The sequence below is a fragment of the Streptomyces sp. NPDC046716 genome (assembly GCF_040645755.1).
Classification (GTDB): Bacteria; Actinomycetota; Actinomycetes; order Streptomycetales; family Streptomycetaceae; genus Streptomyces.
Genome location: NZ_JBEYYU010000078.1, coordinates 1 through 12,655 on the forward strand (window position 1 = coordinate 1; position 12,655 = coordinate 12,655).

Below are 12,655 nucleotides of genomic sequence, written 5' to 3' on the forward strand. Positions count from 1 at the left end.
TGGCAGTTCGCGCAGAACGCCCAGATCGAGGAGGCCGTGGCCAAGCAGGTCCAGGCCGTCCTCGTCGCAGGGGCGCGGGGAACTGCGCGAGAAGCGGCCACCGGCCCGCGGACGAAGAACGACCCAGGGGCGCGGGGAACTGCGCGACCAGCCCCCACCGGGCCGCAGCCGCGACACGGCCGCAGCCCGGCAGACGGTCACGCCACCGCAGCGACCGGCACCGGCTCGCGGGGAACGAACTGGACGTGGCGCTCGCCGCGTCGCAGGTCCACCTTGAGCCGGAGATTGGCGGCCCGGGCCAGCATCAACCCCACCAGCACCGCGGCCCCGGCGCAGATCAGCCCGCCCAGCATGAAACTGACCCGCACCCCGTACTGGTCGGCCAGCCATCCGAACAACGGCCCGCCCAGCGGCGTACCACCGGTGAAGACCATGAAGTACAGGGACATCACCCGCCCCCGCATCTCGGGATCGGTCGCCATCTGCACGGACGAGTTGGCGGTGACGTTGGTCGTGATGCCGAGGACGCCGAGGATCACCACGAGCGGGGCGAACAGCCAGACGCCGGGCGCGAACGCGGCCAGGATCTCCAGCACCCCGAACCCGATCGCGGCCCCCACGAGCACCCGCAGCCGAGCGGAGCGCCGCCGCGCGGCGAGCAGCGCCCCGGCCAGCGAGCCGATCGCCATCAGCGTGTTGAACATGCCGTACTGCCCGACCCCGCCGTGGAACACGTCGTCGGCGAACGCGCTCAGCCAGATCGGGAAGTTGAACCCGAAGGTGCCCACGAACCCGACGAGCACGATCGGCCAGATCAGCTCGGGGTGCTTGGAGACGTAGTTCAGGCCCTCCTTGAGCTGCCCCTTGCCGCGCGGCGTCCGCTTGATCTCGTGCAGCTCACGCGTCCGCATCAGCAGCAGCCCGGTGAGCGGCGCGAGGAACGAGAGCCCGTTGGCGAGGAAGGCCCAGCCGGGCCCGACGGCGGCGGTCAGCGCGGACGCGACGGCGGGGCCGATGAGCCGGGCGGACTGGAAGTTCGCCGAGTTCAGCGAGACGGCGTTGCGGACCTGGTCGGGGCCCACCAGTTCGGACACGAAGGACTGCCGCGAGGGGTTGTCGACGACGGTCACGAGCCCGGTGAAGAAGGCGGCGGCGTAGACGTGCCAGACCTGTACGTGGCCGGACAGGGTCAGTACGGCCAGGAACAGGCCCGACAGGCTCATCGCGCCCTGGGTGCAGAACAGCAGGTTGCGCCGCTTGAACCGGTCGGCGATCACTCCCCCGTACAGCCCGAAGAGCAGCATCGGCAGGAACTGCATCGCCGTGGTGACACCCACGGCGGCGGAGGAACCGGTCAGGGAGAGCACCAGCCAGTCCTGGGTGATGCGGGCCATCCAGGTGCCGGTGTTGGAGATGACGGCCCCGGTCGCGAACAGCCGGTAGTTGCGCACGCGCAGGCTGGCGAACATCGAGGACTTGCCCGCGGACGCGGGGAGTGTAGGAGGGGTAGGTGCGGGGGCGGAGTCTGCTCCGGATCCCGTACTCAAAGTGGGTTCGCCTCCTCGGCGGTCGGCTCAGCGACGTGGCAGTGGCAGGTGTTCAGCGGCGGTCGGTCACAGGTGGGCCAGCTTCTCCAGGACGGGCGCGGCCTCGCGGAGCTTGGCCCACTCGTCCTCGTCCAGGCCGTCGACCAGGTTCGCCAGCCACGCGTTCCGCTTGCGGCGGGACTCCAGGAGCATGGTCTCGGCCTGCTCGGTGGACGTGACGACCTTCTGCCGGCGGTCCTCGGGATGAGGCTCGAGCCGGACCAGGCCCTTGGCCTCCAGGAGCGCGACGATGCGGGTCATCGACGGCGGCTGCACATGCTCCTTGCGGGCCAGCTCACCCGGGGTGGCGGAGCCGCATCCGGCGAGGGTGCCGAGCACCGACATCTCGGTGGGGCTCAGCGATTCGTCGACCCGCTGGTGCTTGAGTCGGCGTGACAGGCGCATCACGGCGGAGCGCAGGGAGTTCACAGCGGCGGCATCGTCGCCATGGGAGAGGTCCGGCATGTTCGTTAGCGTAACTCATTACTGTGCCTAACTACCACCGGGATGCACTCCTCTGCCCGTGATCCCCACCACGCACCCACATCACGCACCCGCACCACGCACCACGGCACCGGAAACCTCACGTCACTCAAACGAGTGAGGCACATCCGAAAAGCGACACGCCCGGGCGATGCGCCCCGCGACGCTGTTCGCATGGGATCGACAGTGCTCAGCCTGCGGATAGACGGTGAGCTGCTCGACCGTCTCAAGGGGCATGCCGCGAAAAGAGGAATGAGCGTCCAGGACTATGTGGTCCGGACGCTCATTCGGGACGATTTCGACGAACGCTTCAAGACGTCGGTCGAGGAGACGGAGAGGTTCTACGGGGCGGCCTGAGCCGCCCCGCAGCAGGGGGATCAGGTGAGGCCGAGGGCCGGCATCAGGTAGTAGAAGGCGAACACGGCCGACACGGCGTACATGGCGACCGGCACCTCCTTGGCCCGGCCCGCGACCACGCGCAGCACGGTGAAGGCGATGAAGCCCATGCCGATGCCGTTGGTGATCGAGTACGTGAACGGCATCATCAGCATCGTGATGAAGGCCGGGATGGCGACCGTCCAGTCGTCCCAGTCGATCGCGCGGATGCCGCCCGACAGGATCAGGAAGCCGACCGCGAGCAGCGCGGGCGTGGCCGCCTGGGACGGGACCATCGTGGCGATCGGCGTGAGGAACAGCGCGACGGCGAAGAGCGCGCCGGTGACGACGTTGGCCAGGCCCGTACGGGCGCCCTCACCGACACCGGCCGTGGACTCCACGAAGCAGGTGGTGGCGGAGGAGGACGAGGCGCCACCGGCGGCGACGGCGATGCCGTCGATGAAGAGCACCTTGTTCATGCCGGGCATCTGGCCGTTCTCGTCGGTCAGGTGCGCCTCGTCGCTGATGCCCATGATCGTGCCCATGGCGTCGAAGAAGCACGACAGCAGCACGGTGAAGACGAAGAGGACGCCGGTGAGGATGCCGACCTTCTCGAAGCCGCCGAACAGGCTGACCTTGCCGACGAGCCCGAAGTCGGGGGTGGCGACCGGGTTGCCCGGCCACTTCGGCGTGGTCAGGCCCCAGGACGGGATCTTGGCGACGGCGTTGACGATCACCGCGGCGACGGTCATCACGACGATCGAGATCAGGATCGCGCCCGGCACCTTGCGGACCAGCAGCGCCAGGGTCAGCAGCACACCGAGGACGAAGATGAGGACCGGCCACCCGTTCAGGTGACCGTCGGCGCCGAGCTGGAGCGGCACGGTGGTGTGCGCGGCGTCCGGGATACGGCTCACGAAGCCGGAGTCGACCAGACCGATCAGCATGATGAACAGGCCGATACCGATCGCGATGCCCTTGCGCAGGCTGAGCGGCACCGCGTTCATGACGCGCTCGCGCAGGCCGGTGGCGACCAGGATCATCACCACGAAGCCCGCGAGGACGACCATGCCCATCGCGTCCGGCCACGACATGCGCGGGGCGAGCTGGAGCGCGACGACCGTGTTCACACCGAGGCCGGCCGCCAGCGCGATCGGCACGTTGCCGATGACGCCCATGAGCAGCGTGGTGAAGGCGGCGGTCAGGGCGGTCGCGGTGACCAGCTGGCCGTTGTCGAGCTGGTGCCCGTACATGTCCTTCGCGCTGCCGAGGATGATCGGGTTCAGCACGATGATGTAGGCCATCGCGAAGAACGTGGCGAGGCCACCACGGATCTCGCGCGGGACGGTCGAGCCGCGCTCGGAGATCTTGAAGTAGCGGTCGAGCCCGTTCTTGGGCTCCGGCGGCTGCTCGTTGACATCGACCGGGGCGGTGGCCGAAGTGGACATGGATGACCTCAGCGATTTTCAGCGGTGCCCAGTGGGCAGGATGTGATCAAGTCTGGTCTACGCGTGGCCACCAGTGGGGATCCCCGTCGCTCCCATTGGTGTTTCGTACGAACAGAAGTAGCCATTCTCAGGCGGTTTCAGTATGAACATATGAGCCGGAAATCGCTATCTCCGCGCGTAGACCCTTGGGGGGCGGGGGCTGCGAGGGGTTTCGGGGCTGTCGTTAAGCTGTCCTCATGGCGAAGTGGACACCGAAACATGAGGCGCCGGAGCCCCTGGAGGGCCCGGTCGTCGCCACCATCACCGGCGGCACGATCCTGTGGTTCGTCCTCTTCCTCGTACAGCTGCCGTTCTACGGCTGGTTCGACGACCACGGGCACACGTGGTGGGTCTGGACCTGTCTGGCCGGTGGCGGCCTGGGCCTGATCGGCATCTGGTACGTCCGCGGCCGGGACGCCGCACTGAAGCGCGCCGCCGCCAGCGGCTCCGCCCTCCCCGACTGACCCCCGTCCGGGCAGTCCTTCACGCGCGCCACCGTCGTGGCTGGTCGCGCAGTTCCCCGCGCCCCCAAAGACATCCGTCTCGTCGTCGGCTGACGGCCGGTGGCCGCTTCTCGCGCAGTTCCCCGCGCCCCTGAGATGCGCACTTCGTGCGGCATCTCATCGAGAGAGGCGCGCGACCGGTTGCCCTCTTCGGGAGGCGCGCGGAGCGCAGCCTCAGGGGCGCGGGGAACTGCGCGAGAAGCGGCCACCGGGCCGCGGGCGAAGGACAACCCCTAGGTGCGCCTCCTCCCCGGGACGGATATCGCCCCGCCCGACGGGTGAACCCCCCGATCCCCCCGTACCGTCGGAGACATGACGCACATCGACGCGGGCCCGGAGCTCGACCCCGTGCACCCGAGGCCCCTGCCGTCGAGGGCGACCGGCCTGACCGGCGCCGAGGTCGAGGAGCGCAGGGCCCGCGGTGAGGTCAACGACGTCCCCCTGCGCAGCTCCCGCTCGCTCAGCGAGATCGTCCGGGCCAACGTCTTCACCCGGTTCAACGCGATCATCGGTGTGCTCTGGCTGATCATGCTGGCCGTCGCCCCGTTCCAGGACAGCCTCTTCGGCTACGTGATCCTGGCCAACACGGGCATCGGCATCATCCAGGAGTGGCGGGCGAAGAAGACCCTCGACTCCCTCGCGGTGATCGGCGAGGCCAAGCCCACCGTCCGCCGCGACGGCGTCGCGACCGCCGTCTCCACCTCCGAGATCGTGCTCGGCGACCTCATCGAGATCGGCCCCGGCGACAAGATCGTCGTGGACGGCGAGTGCGCGGAGGCCGACGGCCTGGAGATCGACGAGTCGCTGCTGACCGGCGAGGCCGACCCGGTCGTGAAGCAGCCCGGCGACCCGGTGATGTCGGGCTCGTTCGTGGTCGCGGGCGGCGGCGCGTTCACCGCCACGAAGGTGGGCCGCGAGGCGTACGCGGCGCAGCTGGCCGAGGAGGCGAGCCGGTTCACGCTCGTCCAGTCCGAGCTGCGCACCGGCATCTCCACCATCCTCAAGTACGTCCAGTGGATGATGATCCCGACCGCGATCGGCCTGGTCATCAGCCAGTTGGTCGTCAAGGAGCACGGATTCAAGGACTCCGTCGCGCGCACCGTGGGCGGCATCGTCCCCATGGTCCCCGAAGGGCTCGTGCTGCTGACCTCGGTGGCCTTCGCGATCGGCGTCATCCGGCTCGGCCGGAAACAGTGCCTCGTCCAGGAACTCCCGGCGATCGAGGGCCTGGCCCGCGTCGACACGGTCTGCCTCGACAAGACGGGCACGCTCACCGAGGGCGGCATGGACGTCTCCGAGCTGCGCCCGCTGAACGGCACGGAGTTCGGCGAGGAGTACGTCGCCCAGGTCCTCGGCGCGCTCGGCGAGTCCGACCCCCGCCCGAACGCCTCCCTCCAGGCCGTCATCGACGCCTACCCGGCGGCCGAGGAGTGGCGCTGCACCGAGGCGCTGCCGTTCTCGTCGGCCCGCAAGTACAGCGGCGCCGCCTTCAGCGAGGGCGACGGGACGACCAGCGCCTGGCTCCTCGGCGCCCCCGACGTCCTGCTCCCGGCCGAGAGCCCGGCCCTCGCGGAGGTCGACGAGCTGAACCGGCAGGGCCTGCGGGTCCTGCTGCTCGCCCGCGTCGGCGGGAAGCACGACAGCCTCTCCGACCCGGCGGCGAAGGACGACGCCGAACCGGCCGCCCTCGTCGTCCTGGAGCAGCGGCTGCGCCCCGACGCCGGCGACACCCTGCGCTACTTCGCCGAGCAGGACGTCAAGGCGAAGGTGATCTCCGGGGACAACGCGGTGTCGGTCGGCGCCGTGGCCGCCAAGCTGGACCTGCCCGGCGCCGAGAACACGGTCGACGCCCGCACCCTGCCGGCCGACCAGTCGGCGATGGCGGACAAGCTGGACGAGGGCACGGTGTTCGGCCGGGTCACCCCGCAGCAGAAGCGGGACATGGTCGCGGCGCTCCAGTCGCACGGGCACACGGTCGCGATGACGGGCGACGGGGTGAACGACGTACTGGCCCTGAAGGACGCCGACATCGGCGTCTCGATGGGCTCGGGCTCCGAGGCCACCCGCGCGGTCGCGCAGATCGTGCTGCTCGACAACAGCTTCGCGACGCTGCCCTCGGTGGTCGCCGAGGGCCGCCGGGTCATCGGCAACATCACCCGGGTGGCGACGCTGTTCCTGGTCAAGACCGTCTACTCGGTGCTGCTCGCACTGCTCGTGGTCTGCTTCCAGGTCGAATACCCGTTCCTGCCCCGGCACTTGACGCTGCTGTCGACGCTGACGATCGGCGTCCCCGCGTTCTTCCTCGCGCTCGCGCCCAACAAGGAGCGCGCCAAGCCGCACTTCGTGAAACGCGTGATGCGGTACGCGATTCCGGGCGGCGCCGTCGCCGGGATCGCGACGTTCGTGATGTACATGGTGGCCCGGCACTACTACACGGGCTCCGACGCGCTGAACGCCGAGACCAGCGCCGCCACGCTCACCCTGTTCCTGATCTCGATGTGGGTGCTGGCCATCATCGCCCGCCCCTACACGTGGTGGCGGGTCTGCCTGGTGGCGGCGATGGGTCTCGGCTTCCTGCTGGTCCTGGCCGTGCCGTGGCTCCAGGACTTCTTCGCCCTGAAGCTGGTCGGCGCGGTGATGCCGTGGACCGCCGTGGGTGTCTCGGTGGTCGCGGCGGCCGTCCTCGAATTCCTGTGGAAGTGGGTCGGCCGCCGCTTTCCGGTGTGACCGGCTAGCCGGTCAGCGGACGTCGACGAAGTCGCTCGTGGACGTCACGGCCGGGGTCGTGGACGTACCCGCGAACTTGTAGCGGAAGTAGCCGTCGGCGGACGCCTTCACCGTGGTGCTCAGGTTGCCCTTGGAGTCCGACGTGACCGTCTTCAGGGTGCTGTAGGTGCTGGAGGTCTTCTTGCGGAACTGCAGGGTGACCTTCTGCTTGGTGTAGCCCGCGTACTTGCTGGTGTCCCAGTTGGCACGCGTGAGGGCACCCTTGACCGTGAGGGTCTTGCCCTTCTTGATGGGCTCCGGGGTGGCGTTGGTGCTCAGCTTGGCGTAGCGCTTGGTGCTGAACGTCTTGGCGTTCTCGCGGACGGAGTAGTCGTAGTCCTTGCCCTGGGCGCCGACCCAGACCTTCCACGACCCGGCGTCGGTGTTGTACAGCCACAGCGGGTCGACGGTGAAGTTGAGGGTGCAAGTGGACTTGGTGGCGCTCACCGTCTTGCAGGTGGTGGTGGAGCCGTCGGTGTCCTCGTTCGGCAGGGCGCCGATGTTGGAGGAGTCCAGGTCCGAGCCGTGGTAGACGATCGCGGCCCCGGACGTGTTGTCGATGCCGGAGTCGTCCGTGGCGGTGAAGGTCACCTTGAACTTCGCCTTGGCGGAGATGCCGAGGACGACGTCCTTGCCGCCGTTCACGACGACGTTCGAGACAGCCGTGTCGCCGACCTGCTCGTCGTCCACGGCCGCGGACCGGGCGGCGAAGGAGGTGGCGTGGCCGGCCTTCAGCGCGGCCTTGGCCTGGGCGCCGATGGCCGCCCCGTCCCAGACGCTGTCGGCCTGCGCCGGGACGGCGATCGCGGTGAGGGCAAGGGCGCCGGAGACCGTCACGGCGGCCGCGGTGGCACGAATGCGCATGTGTTCCCCATGGTGGAGAAGGGGACCTGCGGTGCGGATGCCATCACGCAGGTCCCAAGTGGTCTAGGAGTCTGTTGACTCGCGGGATAGACCTGTGGCGGACCGGTCTGGTTGTACGGGAATCAACCGATGCGCTGTGACATGACTCTCCCCGCCGGAAGGGAACCCACGGCCCCCGAAATCCCTCCGGGGGCCATACGCCGGTCAGTCGAACCAGCGGTCCCGCGCCAACTCGGCGGTCCTGGACGGGTCCTCAAGGAGAGCCGCCACCTCGAACCGGCGCGGCCACTGCCCCGCCGCCCAGGCGAGCCCGGCGGCGACGCCCTCCAGGGTCGCGGCGTGCACGGTGCCGTCGGCGGTGCGCCGCCAGTCGGCCTCGGCCCCGCCGACGTACAGCTCCTCGTACTCCAGGTACGTGGCCGGGGTCGCCGCCCCCAGGAGCGTGCGGACGGAGTCGGGCACGGGGTGCTCGGTGGCGTCGGTGCCGGTCGGTTCGGCGGCGACGGCCTCGCTGAGGCGCCGCACCTGGAACAGCTCGGCGAGTTCCGCCGCCCGCGCCGGGGCGACCGGCAGCAGCGGCAGCCCGCTGGCCAGCGGGATCAGATCGGGGGCGTCGGCGACCAGCGCGTCGGCGGCGTCGGCCACGACGACCTCGCCGTCCCGCACGGCCCGCACCTCGTCGGGCAGCGTCACCTGTTCGGGGTCGAGGTCGGCCAGCAGACCGTAGACCGCGTGGAGTTGGGCGGGCCCGACCGGCCGCTCCGGATCGGCGAGCCGGTCCAGGAGTTCGGCGGCGCCGCCGGGCTCGTCGAGGAGGGCGGCGACGGAGGTGCGCACCCCGAGGGCGCGCAGCACCTGCTCGTCCTCGAAACCGGCGGCGTCCACCGGCTCGTAGAGCCCCTCGAGCAGCGGGTCGCCGCCCGCCGCGCGCAGTCCGGCGGGGCGGCGGCCGTCGAGCACCGGATTGCCGCGCAGCCACCAGGCGGTGTACGGGCGGACGAGTTCGTGGCGGCCGTCGGGCAGCAGGACGCGGACCGGCTGCGTGAGGGCGTCCCGCAGCGGCGGCTGGGCGAGCAGCGCGAGCGCCTGCGGCCAGCGGTCCTCGTCGACGAGGTCCAGGTCCCGTACGGCGACCAGCTCGGTGGCGACCGGCGGTACGGGCGTGTCGGGCAGCCGGTCGAGGACGTCCTCGCACCACACGTCGACGGCGTCGAGCAGCCCGGCGTCGTCGGGTTCGGGGAAATCGCTGTCCCGGGGGTCGAGTTCGTCGGGGTCGAGGACCACATCGGTGGCGCGGACGAGGGCGAACGTGGCGAGCACCCCGCACGCCGCGAGCGGGGCCTCGCCCCAGCGTTCGGCGAATTCGTCGTCCACGTAAGGGAGTTCACCCTCACGGAGGACACCGGCGAGCGGGCTGCCGGGGAGGAGGAGCTCGGCGGCGGGGGCGAGTTCGCCGTCCTCGTCGGGCAGGGCGAGGGCGCCGAGCCAGGGTTCGTCGCCGGTGTCGAGGTGGGCGTCGCGGACCAGGGTCAGCACGACGTCCGCGAGTTCGTCGGCGCCCAGGGTGCCCTCGTCGTCCCAGGCGGGTTCGTCGTCGAGGGAGGCGGCGACGGCCGCGCGGACCTGCGGGGTGGTGAGGACCGCGCGGGGCGTGGCGGGCAGCGCGCCCAGCTTCTCCAGGAGCGGGTGGGCGGCGTCCGGGTGGGCGACCTTCAGGCCGAGGCGGGCCAGCGCGTCGCCGGGGACGGCGGTGGCCTCGGCGGTGGGCAGCAGCACCTGGCGCGGGCCGATGGTGGTGCGGCCTCCGGCGAGCGGCACGGGCAGGCCGCTGAGCCGGTCCGGGTCGACTCCGGCCAGGGACTCGTAGAGCCGCCGCCACCAGCCGGGCTCCTTCTCCAGTCCGGCGAGCCGGTCGATCGCCTCGGTCAGCGGCAACCGGGCGACGCCAAGGGTCCGCAGTTCGGTACGGCGTTCGAGTCCGGCGGGCAGCAGGCTCGGCAGGACGTCGGCGAGGACGCGCACGGTATCGGCGCCCGCCCCCTCGACGACCTCGGCGTCCCGGGGCTTGAGGGCGTCGGGACGGTCCTCGCCAGGTTCGAGCGCGGGGGGCAGGAACGGAGTGCGCGGCAGGCGCTCCAGGATGGCGGCGCGCAGGGCACCGTCCAGCTCGCTCTTGCCGAGCGGCCCGGGGACCAGGTCGAGGATGCCGGGGCCCACCGGGCGCCAGCCTTCGAGGAGTTCGGCGTAGGCGTCGGCGGCGCGCTGCACGAGGTGGTCGGTGAGCGGCCCGGGCGCGACGTGCCGCCGGGCGGTGTCCAGCGGGAACGACGCGATGAGCAGCGCGGGCACGCCGAGCGGCTCGTCGCTGGGCGTCGGGGCGTGCAGCACGGGCGCGCTGACGGGCCGTCGCGGGGCGCCGTCGTCGTCCACGGGCACGGCCCAGGTGACGGACCAGTGCGGGCGGAGGCGCTCCTCGACGGGCCGGTCGGCGAGCAGGTCGGCGCCGAGCGCGCCCTGGTGGGCGACGGTGCGCCAGCGCAGGGCGGCGGGTTCCCGGGCGTCGTCGGTGATGACGGTGTACGGGGTGGTGGCGTCCGGCGCGGTGCGGCGCAGGGTGCGGGTGCCGTCGTCGGTGGTGACGGTGACCTCGGCGAGCCCCGGCAGGGCCAGCAGCAGCGTGTCGTCGATCTCGTCGAGCAGCCGGGCGGCGAGGGCCTCGGCGGCGGCGTCGCGCAGCGGCAGCACGACGACGGTGTCGTACGGGTCGGGGGCCTGGCCCTCGGCCGCGAACGGCAGCCTGAGCAGCGGTACGTGGCCGTCGCGGCGGCGCAGTTCGTCGCCGAGCGCGGGGCTGTTCAGGGCCGTGTCGGCGGCGGCGTCCCGGGCTTCGGCCAGGGACCAGCGGACGCCGCCGGTGCGGCCGAGGACGGCGGGTTCGTCGGAGACCGCGAGGACGGCGGCGAAGCCGACGCCGAACCGGCCCACGGCGCCCGTCGCGTCCTCCCGCTTCGCCGAGGCGCGCAGGGTGGACAGGGATTCGACGCCGGTCGCGTCGAGCGGGGCGCCGGTGTTCGCGGCGGCGAGGACGCCGTCCTTCAGGGTGAGGGCGAGGCGGCCCTCCGCGCCCGTGCGGGCGGCGGCGTCGGCGGCGTTCTGGGCGAGTTCGACGACCAGGCGGTCGCGGTAGCCGCCGAGCGCGAGGTCCTCCTCGGCGTTGGCGTCCTCCCGGAACCGGGCGGCGCTGGCCGCCCAGGCGTCCAGCACGCCCCGCCGCAGTCGGGCGGTGCCGAAGGGGTCGATGCCCTCCGGCGCGGGTTCGCTGACGCTCACGGGTGCACTCCTCTGGCCGGCTGCAACGATCGGCCCGAACGGTATCGCGGCCACTGGGGTGCCCCGAGGGGCGCGTTGCCGGCTGCGGCTCTCACCGTGGCTGATCGCGCAGTTCCCCGCGCCCCTGAAAGGCCCGCGGGCGAAGAACCGGCGCTACGAGTGACCCAGGTCGTCGGCGCCCTCGGCGACGGCGCCGACCGAACCCGCGTCGGGCTCCGGCCGCAGCGGAAGGACGTCCACCACGGTCTCGTCGATCACCGGCTCGGCGCGCTGCGGAGGCTTCGGCATGACGGCGGCCTCGGAATGCCCACCGCACCCGTACGACAGCGACACGACCCGCCCGTCGGCCGGCGAGAACTCATTGGCACAGACTCCGAACGCCTGCCCGAGCGACCCCCCGATCGGACAGAGGAACCCGCACGAGACACACGTCGCCGGCGCGGCCTGCGCCATCGGGGTCTTCGCGCCGAAGGTCTCCTCCCAGCGGTCGGCCGCGACATGCAGCCCGTACCGCGACAGGACCCGGGCGCGCCGCATGCCCAGCTCCTCGGCGACCGAGGTGATCGACCCGCGGGCGGGCACCACCGGCAGCTCGGCCACAGGTCCGTCGGTGAGCTCGACGTCCTCGGCCTCGACCAGCTCGGCCATCTCCGGGGAGACGGGCGAGTTCGGCGCGGGCGCGTCCTCGCCGGAGAACCCGGGCTCCAGGCGCAGATCGTCGGACTCGGTGGGCAGCAGATCGCCGGGACCGAGGTCACCGGGGCGCAGCCGCTCGCTCCACGGCACCCACTCGGGGGCGAGGAGGGCGTCGGGTCCCGGCAGCAGCACGACCTCGTCGAGGGTGACGTACTTGGCGCGGGAGGCGCGGGCGACCGTGACGGCCCAGCGCCAGCCCCGGTACCCGAAGTCCTTGCACTCGAAGAGATGCGTGACGACGCGGTCGCCCTCGACGACCGTCTCGACGTGCTCGCCGACCACTCCGGGGGCGGCGGCCTCCTCGGCGGCCGCCCGGGCGATGTCGACCGCCTCGGCGCACAGGCGGTCGGGGGTGCGGCTTCGCGTTGTCGCTGCGCTCACAGGTATCGCTTCTCTCCTACGCCGTCTCACGGGTGCGCCGTCCGGTGGGCGGGAGCGCGGACGGAGCGGACCGGAGGACCGCGTCGACGTCCGCGCCCGACGTTCCGGGCGCACCTACGCCATCCATTCTGCGGGATGGCCGAGAGGCGCGCGGCCGAGAACAACCGCCGCGGGCGCGCTACGC

General features: G+C 71.6%; 10 protein-coding genes. 3 read left to right on the forward strand and 7 right to left on the reverse strand.

Going from position 1 to position 12,655, the window contains the following annotated elements:
- The 3 genes from ABZ930_RS36600 to ABZ930_RS36610 form a co-directional block, all read right to left on the reverse strand.
- Positions 1–201 (reverse strand): hypothetical protein (locus tag ABZ930_RS36600; RefSeq protein WP_361558182.1); only part of this gene is annotated, 201 nt, incomplete at its 3' end.
- Entirely contained in the window at positions 198–1,547 is a 1,350-nt protein-coding gene (locus ABZ930_RS36605; protein WP_361558185.1) for an MFS transporter, read from the reverse strand. The genes ABZ930_RS36605 and ABZ930_RS36600, both read right to left, overlap by 4 nt.
- A gap of 66 nt (positions 1,548–1,613) precedes the next feature.
- On the reverse strand, positions 1,614–2,051 hold the full coding sequence (locus tag ABZ930_RS36610) for a MarR family transcriptional regulator (RefSeq protein ID WP_111665353.1): 438 nt from the start codon (positions 2,049–2,051) through the stop codon (positions 1,614–1,616).
- 192 nt (positions 2,052–2,243) lie between these two features.
- On the opposite strand from ABZ930_RS36610, the gene ABZ930_RS36615 reads away from it, so the two are divergent.
- The gene (locus ABZ930_RS36615; RefSeq protein ID WP_078506238.1) at positions 2,244–2,426 is read left to right on the forward strand and encodes a ribbon-helix-helix protein, CopG family; all 183 of its coding nucleotides are present in this window, start codon (positions 2,244–2,246) and stop codon (positions 2,424–2,426) included.
- 20 nt (positions 2,427–2,446) lie between these two features.
- Here ABZ930_RS36615 and ABZ930_RS36620 read toward each other — a convergent pair whose 3' ends face one another.
- On the reverse strand, positions 2,447–3,892 hold the full coding sequence (locus ABZ930_RS36620) for an NCS2 family permease (RefSeq protein WP_111665354.1): 1,446 nt from the start codon (positions 3,890–3,892) through the stop codon (positions 2,447–2,449).
- A 236-nt stretch (positions 3,893–4,128) separates the two neighbouring features.
- Here ABZ930_RS36620 and ABZ930_RS36625 point away from each other — a divergent pair, with 236 nt between their 5' ends.
- Both ABZ930_RS36625 and ABZ930_RS36630 read left to right on the forward strand, forming a co-directional pair.
- The gene (locus tag ABZ930_RS36625; RefSeq protein ID WP_361558189.1) at positions 4,129–4,395 is read left to right on the forward strand and encodes a DUF2530 domain-containing protein; all 267 of its coding nucleotides are present in this window, start codon (positions 4,129–4,131) and stop codon (positions 4,393–4,395) included.
- Between the two features lie 351 nt (positions 4,396–4,746).
- Entirely contained in the window at positions 4,747–7,161 is a 2,415-nt protein-coding gene (locus tag ABZ930_RS36630) for an HAD-IC family P-type ATPase (protein ID WP_361558192.1), read from the forward strand.
- Positions 7,162–7,173: 12 nt separating this feature from the next.
- Here ABZ930_RS36630 and ABZ930_RS36635 read toward each other — a convergent pair whose 3' ends face one another.
- The 3 genes from ABZ930_RS36635 to ABZ930_RS36645 form a co-directional block, all read right to left on the reverse strand.
- A complete protein-coding gene (locus tag ABZ930_RS36635; RefSeq protein ID WP_361558195.1) occupies positions 7,174–8,064 on the reverse strand; it encodes a DUF5707 domain-containing protein in 891 nt (296 codons plus the stop codon).
- 204 nt (positions 8,065–8,268) lie between these two features.
- Positions 8,269–11,394 carry a molecular chaperone Hsp90 gene (locus ABZ930_RS36640; protein WP_361558198.1) on the reverse strand — a complete coding sequence of 1,042 codons (3,126 nt, stop codon included), beginning with the start codon at positions 11,392–11,394 and terminating at the stop codon, positions 8,269–8,271.
- 153 nt (positions 11,395–11,547) lie between these two features.
- Positions 11,548–12,471, reverse strand: coding sequence for a DUF3027 domain-containing protein (locus ABZ930_RS36645; protein WP_361558201.1), 924 nt, complete (start codon positions 12,469–12,471; stop codon positions 11,548–11,550).
- Between the last annotated feature and the right edge of the window lie 184 nt (positions 12,472–12,655).